The organism is Micromonospora sp. DT41 (assembly GCF_049841715.1).
In the GTDB taxonomy this organism is placed as follows: Bacteria; Actinomycetota; Actinomycetes; order Mycobacteriales; family Micromonosporaceae; genus Micromonospora; species Micromonospora profundi.
In genome coordinates, this window is the sequence record NZ_JBNCKU010000020.1 from 92,645 (window position 1) to 107,174 (window position 14,530).

Sequence of the window (14,530 nt, forward strand, 5' to 3'; positions counted from 1 at the left end):
ATGGCATCGCGGGCTCTCCGCCAAGTGAAGTAGGTCCCACAAGGGGCGTCCGTATCGCCCCAGCAGGGTCCGATGCGTGTGAGGATGGGGGCATGTCGCACGGCGAGGAACTGTTCGCTCTCGGCGGGGACGTGACCACGGAGCCTAGCTTCGAGTCCGCTCTGCGGGGGTACGAGAAGAAACAGGTCGACCGGTACGTCGCGCGTGCCGAGCACGAGATCGCGACCCTCGCCGCCGAACGGGAACAGGCCTATACACAGATCCACAAGCTGGCCGGCCAGGTCGAGGTGCTCCAGCGGGATCTGACGCAGGTGCGCAAGCAGATGAACGTGGTGGACCGCGCCTCGTTCCGCCACTTGGGCCCGCGCGTCGAGTCGATCCTCACGCTCGCCGAGGAGCAGGCCGAGCAGATCCTGTCGGCGGCGAACGAGGAGATCGAGGGCCGTCGCGCCGCCGCCGAGCACATCATCGAGGAGGCCCGCGAGCAGGCCGCGCGGGCACTGAAGGACTTCGAGATCGCGCTCGCCGCCCGCCGCCAGGAGGAGGAACGGCACAGCGCCGCTCGACGCGCTGAAGCGGACGAGACCCTGCGGTCGGCCCGCGACGAGTCGGCGAAGCTGCGCAAGGCGGCTCAGGACGAGCTCGCCAAGGCCCAGCAGGAGGCCACCCAACTCCGGGACACCGCCAAGGAGATCCATACCCGCGCCCAGCAGGAGGCCACCAAGCTGCGGGAGGCCGCCCGCGAGGCTCTGGCCACCGCGCGGCAGGAGGCCAGCGACCTGCGGGAGGCGGCCAAGGAGGTGCACGCCAAGGCCCAGCAGGAGGCCAAGCGGCTCACCGACACCGCGACCGAGGCCGGCCGGGCGACCCACGCGAAGGCACAGCAGGAGGCCAAGCAGATCATCGACGACGCGTCGATGGCGGGCCGGGCCACTCGAGCCAAAGCCCAGCAGGAGGCGGAACGCCTGACCACGCAGGCGTCGGAGTCGGCCAAGCGCAGCCGGGCCGAGACCGAGGCGTACGTGCAGCGGATGCGCACCGAGACCGAGACGTACGTGCAGCAGGCGCGGGCGCAGACCCAGCAGGAGTTGGGCGCGTGGCGGGCCGGCGTGGAGCAGGAGGTCAACTCCCGGCGGGAGGCGGCCGACCGCGAGCTTGCCCAGCGCCGCTCCACCGCCGAGCAGGAGTTCGCCAAGCGCCGCGACGAGCTGGACAAGCAGCACAAGTCCCGCCAGCAGGAGCTGGAGACCGCGTTCACCGGCCGCCAGCAGGAGCTGGAGACGACGTGGACCACGCGCAGCGAGGAGCTGGAAGCCGAGCACTCGGCCCGTAAGAACGAGCTGGAGACCGAGTACACCAGCCGCAAGAACGAGATCGAGCAGGGCGCCGCCGCGATCCGCCTGGCCGCCGAGCAGGACGCCGCAGCGATGCGCGAGCGGGCCGAGACGGAGGCCGCCGAGCTGCTCAGCCGGGCCGAGTCCGAGGCGGGCGACAAGCGCCGCAAGGCCGACGAGCACGTCGCGGCTTCCCGCCGCCAGTTCGAGGAGTACGCCGCCACCACGCAGCAGCACCTGGCCACCACGCAGCAGCACCTGGCGGCGACACAGCAGGAGGCTGCCGCAGGCCGGCAACAGCTCGCCCAGGTCATGTTGGAGATCGCCCAGGCTCAGCAGCAACTCGCCGACCTGCGGCAGGAAACCTGGAAGGCCCGCCAGGAATCCGACGAGCTCGAACGACAGATGGCCGAGCTGCGGTTGCAAAGCGCCACAGGCCCGACCGCGCCGACCACCGCCAACGGCTCGGCTGTAGCCGCCGCGGTGAACGGCGACAGGCCGGCTGCGCCCACCACGGTGAACGGTGACGGGTCGCCTGTGCCCACCACGGTGAACGGTGACGCCGACGCGACCACCGGTCCTAAGGCCGAACCCGCCGACGCCAAGCAACCGGTGGGCGCTTCAGCGGACGCGGACGGGCAGTCGACGACCCGACCGGTCGGGCAGCCAGTGGTTACCACGCCTGATGGGTCCGGGCAGTCGACGACCCGACCAGTCGCCGAGCCGGTGACCACGGTCGACGGCGCTGCGGCCAGCGCGGGCGTGGACGGCGAGCCGACAGTGGCCGCAGTGCCCGGCGAAGGTGGCCGAGGCACCAAGCCGACCAAGATCACCAGCACCGGTGAGAACGGCAAGCGGCCCAGCAAGCCGACCACCGACGAGCGCAGCGCCAAGCCGAGCAAGGTCAAGATCGAAAAGGACTAACGGCTACCGCCGCAGAACAGCGCGGCGCGGCGCGGCGGTGGGTTCGCCTCCGGACACGCGAGAGGCACCAGCAACTGCACGTCAACGAAAGGCAAGCAGACCCCCCGCCCCAGCGCCGATCATGGAGTTGTGGTGGCCAATTTAGGCATTTCCGCACCTTTCGCGGGGCACCACAACTACATGATCGACGGGACTCCTGGTTCCGACGCCCTTTGGGGATGGCACGGGCGGATGGGTGTCGGCTGGTTGGTTCTGTCCTGGTGCGCCTGATACCTGAGAGTCATCTTGATGACTCTCAGGTATCACGTATATCTGGGAACGTGCCGGTGCGGGCCCAAGCGACCGCACCATGAGGCTGACGCTGGTCGAGATGGGTGGGCACCTGGCGCACCACGTTTGACGACCTCGTGGCCGGTGGCGACGATGAAGTGTCACTCTGCTGACGCGCTGCCTCGCCGGTAGGCGACCGCCGCCCGTCGTCCCGCTGCTGATCCGGAGGTCCCTGGTGCCACAGCACGGCCAGCCCGCCGACGACCCGGCCGCCACGCCCGGTCCCCCGCCATCCAAGACACCACAGAGCGAGACGCCGCACAACCAGGCAGCCCACGACCAGGCAGCCCACGACCAGACGGCCCAGAATCAGACGGCCCGCGACCAGACGGCCCGCGACCAGACGGCGGGCACCGAGACGCCTCGCCGGGAGCCGGTGCCGGACCTTGAGCCGGAGGACCTGCCGGCTGCCCCGTCGGGCAGGTTCGGTACGCCTGGGCGTCCGCTGCGGCGCAGCAGCTTCCTGCTCGGCTTCACCGGTGCTTTGGGGGTGCTGCTGGCGTACACCCTTTATCTGGGGATTCGCAATGCCGGCGGCATCCTGGTGCTTGTGGTGATCGCGTTGTTCCTCGCGGTCGGTCTCAACCCGGCGGTGGTGCGACTGCGCCGCTGGGGTGCCCCGCACGGCCTGGCTGTCGCGGTCGTGGCGTTGACCGTGGTGCTGCTGCTCTGCGGCGGGGTCGTGGCGCTGGTCCCGCCGATCGTGACGCAGTCCGGGCAGTTCATCGAACAACTGCCCAGCTACGTCGAGGACCTGCGCCGCAATCCGACGGTGAATGACCTGGTGGTGCGGTACGACGTGATGGAGCGTGTGCAGAGCGCGGCCAACGCGGACACGATCGGCCGCGCGCTCGGCGGGGTCCTCGGCGGCGCACAATTGATCTTCGGTACGGCGTTCCGGACGCTTACCGTGCTGGTGCTGACCATCTACTTCCTTGTGCATTTCGACAGGCTGCGCTCGCTGGGCTACTCGCTGGTGCCCCGATCGCGGCGGGAGCGGGTGCAGCTGATCGGCGACGAGATCCTGGCCAAGGTCGGCGCCTACATGGTGGGCGCGCTGAGCATCGCCGTGCTGGCCGGCGTGACGACCTTCGTCTTCGCGTTGATCGTCGGGCTGCCGTACCCGTTCGCGCTGGCAGTGGTGGTCGCGGTGACCGACCTGATCCCCCAGATCGGCGCGACCCTGGGCGCCGTGATCGTGAGCCTCGTCGGGTTCGCCACCAGCCTGCCGGTGGGCATCGCCTGCGCTGTCTTCTTCCTCATCTACCAGCAGGTCGAGAACTACCTGGTCTACCCGAAGATCATGCGCCGCTCGGTGGAGGTCAACGAGGTGGCCGCCCTGCTGGCCGCGTTGCTCGGGGTGGCGCTGCTGGGCGTGGTGGGCGCGCTTATCGCCATCCCGACCGTGGCCGCGCTGCAACTGATCCTGCGCGAGGTGGTGCTCCCCCGCCAGGAGACCCGCTGACGCGTGCCTGTCAGTCGGCCTTGCCGGCAGCCGGCCCAGGTACGGGCGTGTCGGCGAAAGCCGCCACCGTCCGATCCGCGTACGCGCTGACGTCACCGGACTCCATCGGCCCGTCCCAGGTCGTCGGCAACGGCACCTCGACCGCCGGGTTGACGCGACGGACGATCTCGTCGAGCACCGTCTCCGCGTCGCCCACCCACAGGTGCTTCGCGCCCGGCACCCCTACGACCTCGGCCTGCGGCACCGCCGCGAACCGCTCCCGCGCCTCGGCCGGGCGCAGGTAGTCGTCGAACTCGGGCACCAACGCCACGAGCGGCCGTCCGGAGCTGGCCCAGGTGGCCAGGTCCTCAGGGGCCGAGAAGCGCAGCGGTGGGGAGAGCAGGATCGCGCCGACGATCGCCGGGTCGCAGCCGTACTTGAGGGCCAGGTCGGTGCCGAACGACCAGCCGACCAGCCAGATGTTGGGCAGCTCGGCGAACTCCGCGTACTCGATTGCGGCGGCCACGTCGAAGCGCTCGCCGACCGCCCCGTCGAACGCCCCCTCGCTGGTGCCGCGCACGCTGCTGGTGCCCCGGGTGTTGAACCGGAGCACTGCCACGTCGGCCAGCGCGGGCAGCCGCCACGCCGCCTTGCGGAACACGTGGCTGTCCATCATCCCGCCGTGGGTGGGCAGCGGGTGCAGGCAGACCAGGGTGGCCACCGCCGGCCGTTCGGCCGGTAGGGCCAGCTCACCGACCAGCCGCAGACCATCGGCGGTGTGCAGCTCGATGTCCTCCCGGCGGCCGGGCAGGATCGACGACGCGCGGATCGTTGTGCTCACCGCTCAAGTCTGTCGCGAAGTCGCCGCCACCGCCCGCCCAGACGCGAACAGCGTGATCCAGGTCGCTTCAGCAGCGCGGTACGCCTCGGCGCGGATCGCTCAGTAACGCGGGGTGCCCCGGCCGCGCTGCACCGCCGGGCCGCGCCGCTCCCGTGCCCGCCAGCAGCCGCTGTGCCAGTGCCGGCGGTCGGTCAGGTCACCCAGGCCGTCGGCAGGCCAGGCCACCAAGTGCGCCACCCCGGGCCGGATCTCCTGGTCACAACCGGGGCAGCGGTACGTCTTGACCGACGCGCCCGCGCCGATCCCACGGACCTGCCAGGCGCCGTCGGTCCACTGCTGCACGGAGGCGACGCCCTGCCGGACGCGCTCGTCGTCCAGTTTGGCGTTTTCGTCCCGGCGAGGGCGGTTGCGACGGGGGCTCACAGTCACCAAGCGTACGGTCCGTCGGGCGGGACGGCCCGACGGGCGGTCACCAGGTCTCGGGCCGGTCCAGGTGCTCGGCGACCCGCGTCCCGGCCAGCACGGTGGCCGCCTCCGCCTCGGTGAAGCGTTGCTCGGAGCTGAGGTTGGTGAACAGCTGAGCCCGGGGGATGTCGAGCAGCTCCAACCGCTCGCCTGCGGGGTCCATGCGGGCCGGCCTGCCGGCGATCGTCCGGTTCGCCGGAGCGCTGCTCATCGTGGTGGTGCCTGCGTACTGCAACTCGACCAACATTCCCATCTTCCGGTCGTAGTCCACGACGCGCAGCATCACCGCGTACGCCGCCGGGAAGGTGCCCACCACCATCCAGCAGCCGGTGAACTCGGCGCCGGCCGGCAGGTCGGTCAACCGCAGCGGACCGGTGCACCCGTACGCCTGATCAAGCCGCAGCGCCGCGGCCGCGACGTGCAGCGGGCCCTCGTCCGGGCCGGCCACGCTGGCTCCTGCGTACACGCCGGGTGCCGGCTGCCAGTAGCGCCGCCAGATCGGCACACCGTCCGGCCCGTCGGCGTGGACCACGGAGCCGTCGTAGGGGTTGCCGGTGGGGCCCTCCAACTTCGGCATGCCCCAGGCGCCCGGAAAGCGCAAGACATCGGCCGAGGTCAGCTCAATGGTGACCGTCCGTCCACCCACGTCGATCTTCGCGGTCTCCTTGCCGCCGCCCACGTCCCACTCCAGGAATCGAGGGCCACCCGGGGCAAGGCCGATGTGCAGCAGGGTCGGGTCCTTGCCGATCCGGTCGGGCCGGGCCGCCGCGCCGGGAGCGCCGTCGACCTGGGGCGGCACGAGCGGTACCGCGGCCTCGGTCAGGTCGCGCAGGCCGGGGGCGATCGCCGGACCACGGCCGGGCAGGTGGCCCACCGGGCCGGCGACCACACCGAGACCGAGCAGGGCCGCCACACCCAGGGCGGCACCAGCGGCGGCGCGCCGCCGGTGCACCCGGGACCGCCCGCGGACCATCGCGCCGGCCACCAGTCGATCCACGTCCACCGGACCCTCGGCGCGCTCCCGCAGCGTCAGGGCGATCCGCTCGTCGAGGTCGGTCACGGCCGGCTCCCGTTCGTCGTCGGGACGCCGCAGCGCTCCCGGAGGTTGGCGAGCGCCCGCATCGCGTGGGTGCGGACAGTGACCGGTGAGCAGCCCATGATCTGCGCGATCGTCAGGTCGTCGAGGTCCTCGTAGTAGCGCAGCACGAGCACCGCCCGCTGGCGGTCGGGCAGATCGAGGACCAGCCGCCACATCTCGTCCCGCTCGGCCGCCTCGCCGCCGAGATCGCCGCGCTGCGGTCGGTCGTCGATGCTGTCGACGACCAGCTCACGATTCGACCGGCGCCGCCACCAGGAGTTGTTGGCGTTGACAAGCATCCGCCGTACGTACACGTCGGGCCGGTCGGCACGGGCGATCCTGCGCCAGTGCACGTACGCCCGGGCCAGCACGTCCTGTGTGAGGTCCTCGGCCCGGTGCTCGTCACCTGTCAACAGCCGAGCAAGCCGGACGAGCGCCGGGCCGCGGCTGCCGACGTACTCCTCGAAGGTCACATCTTGCAGACGCCGTCGGCACCGTCCGGCGTTGACCGGTCAGCGGTGCGAGTGGTCGCGGAAGCCGCGGCGGGTCTTGCGGCCCAGGTAGCCGGCGGTGACCAGGTGCTCCAGCAGCGGCGCGGGCGCGAAGCCCGGCTCGCGCAGCTCCAGGTACAGCTCGCGCTGGATGGCGAGCGAGACGTCCAACCCGACCACGTCGAGCAGTTCGAACGGGCCCATCGGGTAGCCGCAGCCCAGTTTCATGGCGTGGTCGATGTCGTCGGCGGTGGAGTAGCTGGCTTCCAGCATCTTCACGGCGTCGTTCAGGTACGGGAAGAGCAGCGCGTTGACGATGAACCCGGACCGGTCGCCGCAGACAACGCCGGTCTTGCCCAGCGCGGCGCAGACCGCCCGGGCCGTGGCCGTGGCCTCCGGCGAGGTGCGGATGGTACGGATCACCTCGACCAGCGGCATCACCTGCGCCGGGTTGAAGAAGTGCAGGCCCACCACGTCGGCCGGCCGCTGGGTGGCCATCGCCACCTCGATCACCGGCAGCGAGGAGGTGGTGGTGGCCAGCACGACGCCCGGCTTGCAGATCTCGTCGAGGCTGGCGAAGAGCGCCTTCTTGACGCTCAGCTCCTCGATGACCGCCTCGACCACCAGGTCGACGTCGGCGAGGTGGTCGAGGGTTGCGGACCAGCTGATCCGGCCGAGGGCGGCGTCCCGGTCGGTCTCGGCGAGCTTGCCGCGCACCACGCCCTTGTTCAGCGAGGTCTTCACCGCCTCGCACACCTTCGCGGACTTCTCCGCGCCCCGGGTCACCGAGACGACCTCGTAGCCGGCCTTCGCGAAGACCTCGATGATGCCGGTGGCCATCGTTCCGGAACCGACAACGCCGACCTTCGCGATGGCGCGGGCCCCGTCGGCGAGCGCGGCCTCGGTGGCCGCCGGCGTCGCCTCGTCGGGTACGACCTTCGGCGAGCCCGGACGCTCGTAGGTGTAGAAACCCCGTCCGGACTTCCGGCCCAGCAGCCCTGCGGTCACCATCTGCTTGAGCAGCGGCACCGGGGCGTGCCGACGGTCCCGACCGCCGCGCCGGTACATGGTGTCCAGGATCTCGTACGCGGTGTCCAGGCCGATGAGGTCCATCAGCGCCAGCGGGCCCATCGGCAGGCCACAGCCGAGCTTCATGGCGGCGTCGATGTCCTCCCGGGTCGCGTAGTGCGACTCGAACATGCCTACCGCGTGGTTGAGGTAGCCGAACAGCAGCGCGTTGGCGATGAAGCCGGCCCGGTCGTTGATCGTCACGTCGACCTTGCCGAGTCGCGCGCACAGCGCCTCGACGTCGGCGACCACCTCGGGTGCGGTGACGACGGTGCGGACCACCTCGACGAGCTTCATGACCGGCGCCGGGTTGAAGAAGTGGATGCCGATGACCTGGTTGGGCCGGGTGGTGGCGACCGAGATCTCGGTGACGCTCAACGACGAGGTGTTCGTGGCGAGGATGGTGTCCGGCCGGCAGACCCGGTCCAGCTCCGCGAAGATCCGCTGCTTGAGGTCGAGGTGCTCGGGCACGGCCTCGATGACCAGGTCGACGGAGTGCAGCGCGTCCAGGCCGACGGCGAAGTGAACCCGCTCGTGCAGGGCGTCCCGGTCCGCGGCGGCGAGCTTGCCCTTGGCGACCGCGCGGTCTGTGGAGCCGGCGAGGGTGGCCCGGCCACGTTCCAGCGCCGACTCGGAGATCTCGACGGCGACCACGTCGATGCCGTTACGGGCGAAGACCTCGACGATGCCGGCACCCATGGTGCCCAGCCCCACCACACCCACGGTGTTGAACTCGCGCGCCACGACCGGCCTCCCCAGACACTCCGCACAACCGCTGAACGGTCGCTAAGTTATGCGCGCGAGTCTGCCACGTGACGCTCGGTTGTCGAGACGCCGTGGCATATTTCACCCACACCGCCACCGGCCGCCGCTGCCGACGTGACCACGTCAGCGGCCGAAGCGCCGGGCTCAGGCGGCCGGCACCGTGGTCAGGGCCAGCAACTCGGCGACGAACTCCGCCGGCCGCTCCAGGTGCGGGCTGTGCCCGCACTCGGGAAGCACCACCTCGCGGTACGCGCCACCGGCCGCCGCGTACCGCTCCAGCACCGCCCGGGTCTGCCCGACCATCGGTTGCGGTGGGCACGTCTCCTCGCCGGGCCAGCCGGGTACGACACCAAGCGAACCCAGGTACGCCAGGTCGAACAACGAGGTGTCCGAGACGATCACGTCGGCGTCACCGCGTACCCAGGTGATCGGAGGCTTCTCGGCGACGGCCACCAGCTCGTCGGCGAGCCGGAACCAGGTCGGCGCGAGCGCGTTGAGCACCCCACGCTCCCCCGGTGCGGTGCCCGGCCAGTTCTCCGACGGCACCGCCGTTCCGGGGTAGTTGTCGTCACCGGTCGCCGTGGAGAGCACGCTGTCCAGCAGCAACTCCTCGTCGGTGCCGAGCGACGCCGGGTCGGCCACGTAGGCCGCCCGCAGCACGGCGCGCGGGCTCGCCTGCGTGTCTGCGCCGCGATCGCCGGCTGCGAGTCGCGCGACGAAGTCCCCGTTGGCTGTGCCGGCACCGGTCCCGGCGAAGTCGGGCGTGGCCGGTGTGCCGTCCAGGTCACGAGTGCCACCGAACCCGTACGGGGAGACGGGCGCTGCCAGCAGCAGCGCGCCCACACGATGCGGGTGGTCGACGAGGAGCCGCATCGCCACACCGCCGCCGAGGGAGTGCCCGACCACAACCGGACGCCCGGTACCGCTGCCGCTGCCGCTGCCGCTGCCGCTGAGCGTCGGGTCGTCGAGCAGGGCTGCCACGTCGTCGGCGAAGTCCCGCAGTCCTCGGGTGGCGTTCACCGGGGCGGTCTCGGAGTCGCCGTATCCGCGCAGGTCGGGAGCGACCACCCGCAGCGTCGGCGGCAGCCGCCGCACCAGCGGCTCCCAGAACAGCGAGGACGAGCAGTTGCCGTGGATCAGCAGCACCGGGATGCCGTCCGGCGGGCCTGCCACGCGTACCGCCTGGTTTATGCCGTTTGCCGTCACGGTCCGCAGCTCGGTCTCCATCCGCGGGATGGTGCCACGCCGCTTTCCGTCGGTCCAGGTGTGCGGTGGCCATTCCGGGCGCGTCCCCTGTGTGGGCCCGCCGCAGTCAGCTCAGCGGCGTGTGGCGGGAGGCGTGGCCAGCGGCAGCGGCAGTGTCGGCCGGACGTCTCGTCGAAGTGGGCCGAAGCTGAGCCCGACCGGGTCCGTGTGCGCCACTCCCGGGTCGAACAGCCGCAGCTCGGTACGCCCGAGCCGGATGACGTCGCCGTCGGAGAGGCGTTCCACGTCGGTGATCCGGCGGTCGTTGAGCCAGGTGCCGTTGGTGGAGCCCAGATCCCGCAGGGACGGGCCCTCCGGGGCCAGCCACACCTCCGCGTGACAGCGGCTCAGGTGCGGGTCGTTGACCACCAGCTGGCCGGTCGACGCCCGGCCGATCACCAGCGGCTCAGCCCGCAACCGGAAGCTCGCTCCACGCATCGGCCCAGCCGCGACTGTCAACAGCGGCAGCAGTTCCGGATGTTCGTCCATGGACAGTCATCCCCTCCCCCGTATCATCACTCCGCGCGTCAGCTTGCCATCAGACGGTAATCGTCAATACCGACCGGCCGGTCAGCTCCTCGCCACCTCCTGGACACCTGCTGTTCGACGGTTCGGGCGGGCGGATGCGACACGACCCTTCTGACCTGCACTGATCAACGAGCAGGTCAGCGGGTACGACCTTCGTCCGAGTCAGCGAGATCACGACCTACCAGTGAGTAATCTTCGGGTCTAGACTTCGGCCATGACGGCTGTGGGTGTCCTGGGTCTCCCGATCATCGAAGCGGGTCAACTGGTTTCCACCAGCCCGGCCACCGGCGTCGAGGCGGGCCGCCTCCCGATCGCCACAGCCTCCGACGTACTGCAGGCCGTCGATCGCGCCCGCGCGGCCAGCGAGTGGTGGGCCGGCCTGGGCTTCCCCGGCCGCCGCCAGCGGCTGCTGCGCTGGCGCGCGTTGCTCGCCCAACGGATCGAGCAGCTCGCCGAGCTGGTGCACGTCGAGGGCGGCAAGCCGGTCGCCGACGCCATCGTCGAAATCGTCACCGCCATCGAGCACATCGACTGGGCCGCCCGCAACGCCGGCCGGGTGCTCGGCCCGCGCCGGGTGCGGTCGCGGCTCATCCTCGCCGAGTTCTCCGGCCACCTCGAATACCAGCCGTACGGCGTGGTCGGCGTCATCGGGCCGTGGAACTATCCGGTCTTCACCCCCGTCGGCTCCGCCGCGTACGCCCTGGCCGCCGGCAACACGGTGGTGCTGAAGCCGAGCGAATACACGCCGGCCGTCGGCCAGTGGCTCGTGGACAGCTTCGCCGAGGTCGTCGGCGAGCAGCCGGTCTTCACCGCAGTGCACGGGCTTGGCGACACGGGCGCGGCGCTGTGCCGCTCCGGCGTCGACAAGATCGCCTTCACCGGCTCCACTGCCACCGCCCGGAAGGTGATGGCCGCCTGCGCCGAGTCGTTGACCCCGGTACTGATCGAGGGCGGCGGCAAAGACGCCATGATCGTCGACAGCGACGCCAACCTGGACGCCGCCGCCGAGGCGTGCGTCTGGGGCGGCATGACGAACGCCGGCCAGACCTGCATCGGCATCGAACGCGTCTACGCCGTCGACCAGATCTTCGACGCCTTCGTCGACAAGGTGGTCGCCAAGGCCGGCCGGCTGACCGTCGGGCCGGAGGGCACCGACATCGGCCCGATCACCATGCCCAGCCAGATCGACGTCATCCGTCGACACATCGAGGCGGCGGTCAACTCCGGTGGGCGTGCCGTGCTGGGCGGCCCGAGCGCCGTGCAACCCCCGTACGTGCATCCGACGGTGCTTGTCGACGTACCGGAAGATTCGGCCGCAGTCCGCGAGGAAACCTTCGGCCCGACCCTGACCATCAACCGGGTCCGCGACGCCGACGAGGCCGTCGCCCGGACCAACGCCCTGTCGTACGGCCTGGGTGGTTCGGTTTTCGGCAGGCGGCGGGCGGTGACCATCGCGCGGCGGTTGCGCTCGGGGATGGCCTCGGTCAACTCCACGCTTACCTTCGCCGGGATGTCCACCCTGCCGTTCGGCGGTGTCGGCGACTCCGGCTTCGGGCGGATCCACGGCGAGGACGGGTTGCGCGAATTCGGCCGCACCAAGGCCATCACCCGCCGCCGGGCCCGATCGCTGCTGCCGTCGATGACCTTCGAACGGACCCCCGCCGACGTAGCCCGTCTCGTCAAGGCCATCAAGGTGATGTACGGCAGATGAGTGTCGGATAACCGATCTCCAGCGAGATCGGCGTATCCACATGTTTGTACGCCGTCGCTACGGCGGTACATTGCGTTAAATGGGCCACAATCGATTGCGCTACCGCCTTGTCGACAGCGACCGGTCGTGGAGCGCCCGGCAGAGGCGACGTCGTTCGGACTGGCTGGTGCGCACATTTCCCGATATCGGGGATATGCACGTCGTCGACCTCGGCGGCCGGCTCGGCACCTGGCAACGCGCCACCGTCCGGCCGGCCCGCGTGACTGTGGTCAACCTGGAGCAGCCGCCCGCCGTCGTCCCCGAGTGGGCCCACGTCGAACAGGCCGACGCCTGCGACCTGCCGGAGCACGTCACCGGCGGCACATACGACCTGGTGTTCTCCAACTCGGTGCTGGAACACCTCGGAGGGCACGAACGCCGGCTGCGATTCGCGGCTGCCGCCCGCTCACTGGCCGACCGGCACTGGGTGCAGACGCCCTACCGGTACTTCCCCATCGAGCCGCACTGGATCGCGCCCGGAATGCAGTTCCTACCGGTACGGCTGCGCACCGCGCTCGCCCAACGCTGGCCGCTCGGCCACAAGCAGACCCCCAGCCACGAAGCCGCCATCCACCAGGTGCTCTGGACCGAACTGCTGGACCGATCGCAGATGCGCCACTACTTTCCCGACTCGCGGCTGCTGGTCGAGCGGGTGGCCGGGCTGCCGAAATCCCTTATCGCCGTACGCGATTGAGCCCTCAGAAAAGCGTCAGCTCGTCCTTCTCGATGCCCCGCAGCTTGTCGTAGTCAACGACCACGCAGCGAATGCCGCGATCGGCGGCGAGCACCCGGGCCTGCGGCTTGATCTCCTGAGCGGCGAAGACCCCAGCCACCGGGCTGAGCAACGGATCACGGTTCATCAGTTCGAGGTAGCGGGTGAGCTGCTCCACCCCGTCGATCTCACCGCGCCGCTTGATCTCCACCGCGACCGCGCCGGAGTTGGCGTCCCGGCACAGCAGGTCGACCGGCCCGATCGCCGTCATGTACTCACGGCGCACCAGCGTGTACCCCTCGCCCAGCACGCCCGGGTTCGCCGCCAACAACTCCTGAAGGTGCGCCTCCACCCCGTCCTTACGCAGGCCAGGGTCCACACCCAGCTCGTACGAGGTGTCCTGGAAGACCTCCTCCAGGGTGATCCGCAGCTCCTCGCCGGCCTTGTTGACCACCCGCCACACGCCGGGAGCCTCCTCCAACCGGCACGGCGGGCTCATCCAGTTCAACGGCTTGTACGCCCGGTCGTCGGCGTGGATGGACACCGACCCGTCCGCCTTCACCATCAGCAACCGGGTGGCCAGCGGCAGGTGAGCCGAGAGCCGTCCGACGTAATCCACCGAGCACTTCGCAATGACCAACCGCACCCGACGAGGGTAGCCGAGCATCCGGCGACCGCCACCGAGCGGCACTGGCGCGTCGATGCCATGCTGAGATCGTGTTCGAAGTCCTCACCGGCACCGGCCTCGCCGCCTCGGCGGGGCTGAACGCCTACATCCCCCTGCTCGCCCTCGGCCTACTCTCCCGCTACAGCAACCTGATCGACCTACCCAGCGGCTGGACCTGGCTCGGCAACGGCTGGGTCATCGTCATCCTGGCCGTACTGCTCGCCGTCGAGATGGTGGCCGACAAGGTGCCGGTGGTCGACCACATCAACGACGTGGTGCAGACAGTGGTCCGACCGACCGCCGGCGGGTTGGCGTTCGGCGCCGGATCGTCGTCGGAGACGGTCACCGTCAGCGACCCGGGAAGCTTCTTCTCGTCGCACCAATGGGTGCCGGTGGCAGTGGGCGTCGTCCTCGCCTTCGGCGTACACCTGCTCAAATCCGCGGCGCGACCTGTCGTCAACGCCACCACCGGAGGGTTCGGCGCGCCCGTCGCCAGCACCGCCGAGGACGCCACAAGCGTCGTCGTCTCCCTCGTCGCGATCCTCCTGCCGGTGCTGGTGCTCGCCTTCCTGGTCGGCCTGTTGGCCTTCTTGTACTGGTTCCTACGCCGGCGCTCCGACCGGCGCCGAGAACGCGAGGCAGCCCGCGCGGCCGGCTTCCGCGTCTGACGACCCCTGACGCGGGGCCTCCGTGCCTCTGCCCGGCGCCCGATGTGCTGGCCTCGCGCTCGGCGCCTGGGGCCGGGCCTCGGTCGTAGGTTGAAACGCCGATGGCCGGCACCCCGTGTTGGGGGGTGCCGGCCATCAGTCAGTGCGGGTGGGTCAGCTGTTCCAGTGCTGGGCGACGAGGTCGGCGGCCTGCTGCTCCCACTGGGCGTAGGCGTCCGGG

General features: G+C 70.6%; 13 protein-coding genes. 5 read left to right on the plus strand and 8 right to left on the minus strand.

What is annotated here, in order from left to right:
- The first annotated feature begins 92 nt into the window (after window positions 1-92).
- Entirely contained in the window at window positions 93-2,258 is a 2,166-nt protein-coding gene (locus tag ACLQ23_RS27915; RefSeq protein ID WP_355593792.1) for a hypothetical protein, read from the plus strand.
- Between the two features lie 706 nt (window positions 2,259-2,964).
- Complete coding sequence (locus ACLQ23_RS27920; protein ID WP_355629930.1) at window positions 2,965-4,053, plus strand: AI-2E family transporter; 1,089 nt, start codon at window positions 2,965-2,967, stop codon at window positions 4,051-4,053.
- Between the two features lie 10 nt (window positions 4,054-4,063).
- On the opposite strand, the gene ACLQ23_RS27925 is transcribed toward ACLQ23_RS27920, so the two are convergent.
- The 7 genes from ACLQ23_RS27925 to ACLQ23_RS27955 form a co-directional block, all read right to left on the minus strand.
- Window positions 4,064-4,873, minus strand: coding sequence for an alpha/beta hydrolase (locus ACLQ23_RS27925; RefSeq protein WP_355629908.1), 810 nt, complete (start codon window positions 4,871-4,873; stop codon window positions 4,064-4,066).
- Between the two features lie 99 nt (window positions 4,874-4,972).
- A complete protein-coding gene (locus tag ACLQ23_RS27930) occupies window positions 4,973-5,296 on the minus strand; it encodes a hypothetical protein (RefSeq protein WP_355629911.1) in 324 nt (107 codons plus the stop codon).
- 46 nt (window positions 5,297-5,342) lie between these two features.
- On the minus strand, window positions 5,343-6,398 hold the full coding sequence (locus tag ACLQ23_RS27935) for a hypothetical protein (protein WP_355629912.1): 1,056 nt from the start codon (window positions 6,396-6,398) through the stop codon (window positions 5,343-5,345).
- A complete protein-coding gene (locus ACLQ23_RS27940; protein ID WP_355629915.1) occupies window positions 6,395-6,889 on the minus strand; it encodes a SigE family RNA polymerase sigma factor in 495 nt (164 codons plus the stop codon). Before ACLQ23_RS27940 ends, ACLQ23_RS27935 begins: the two co-directional genes overlap by 4 nt.
- Before the next feature lie 39 nt (window positions 6,890-6,928).
- Window positions 6,929-8,719, minus strand: a complete 1,791-nt coding sequence (locus tag ACLQ23_RS27945) for a 3-hydroxyacyl-CoA dehydrogenase family protein (RefSeq protein WP_355629918.1) — start codon at window positions 8,717-8,719, stop codon at window positions 6,929-6,931.
- A 165-nt stretch (window positions 8,720-8,884) separates the two neighbouring features.
- The gene (locus tag ACLQ23_RS27950) at window positions 8,885-9,967 is read right to left on the minus strand and encodes an alpha/beta fold hydrolase (protein ID WP_425881353.1); all 1,083 of its coding nucleotides are present in this window, start codon (window positions 9,965-9,967) and stop codon (window positions 8,885-8,887) included.
- A gap of 90 nt (window positions 9,968-10,057) precedes the next feature.
- Window positions 10,058-10,474 carry an FHA domain-containing protein gene (locus ACLQ23_RS27955; protein ID WP_425881354.1) on the minus strand — a complete coding sequence of 139 codons (417 nt, stop codon included), beginning with the start codon at window positions 10,472-10,474 and terminating at the stop codon, window positions 10,058-10,060.
- A 253-nt stretch (window positions 10,475-10,727) separates the two neighbouring features.
- Between ACLQ23_RS27955 and ACLQ23_RS27960 the strand changes: the two genes are divergently transcribed.
- Together ACLQ23_RS27960 and ACLQ23_RS27965 are read left to right on the plus strand one after the other, a co-directional pair.
- Window positions 10,728-12,224 (plus strand): aldehyde dehydrogenase family protein, encoded by a 1,497-nt coding sequence (locus tag ACLQ23_RS27960; RefSeq protein ID WP_425881355.1) that lies wholly within the window; start codon window positions 10,728-10,730, stop codon window positions 12,222-12,224.
- Window positions 12,225-12,303: 79 nt separating this feature from the next.
- Window positions 12,304-12,957 carry a class I SAM-dependent methyltransferase gene (locus ACLQ23_RS27965; protein WP_355593785.1) on the plus strand — a complete coding sequence of 218 codons (654 nt, stop codon included), beginning with the start codon at window positions 12,304-12,306 and terminating at the stop codon, window positions 12,955-12,957.
- Between the two features lie 4 nt (window positions 12,958-12,961).
- Here the strand turns inward: ACLQ23_RS27965 and nucS are convergent, their stop codons facing one another.
- On the minus strand, window positions 12,962-13,621 hold the full coding sequence (nucS, locus tag ACLQ23_RS27970; RefSeq protein WP_355593783.1) for an endonuclease NucS: 660 nt from the start codon (window positions 13,619-13,621) through the stop codon (window positions 12,962-12,964).
- A gap of 71 nt (window positions 13,622-13,692) precedes the next feature.
- Between nucS and ACLQ23_RS27975 the strand changes: the two genes are divergently transcribed.
- On the plus strand, window positions 13,693-14,310 hold the full coding sequence (locus tag ACLQ23_RS27975) for a DUF4126 domain-containing protein (RefSeq protein WP_053658689.1): 618 nt from the start codon (window positions 13,693-13,695) through the stop codon (window positions 14,308-14,310).
- Window positions 14,311-14,530 lie beyond the last annotated feature (220 nt).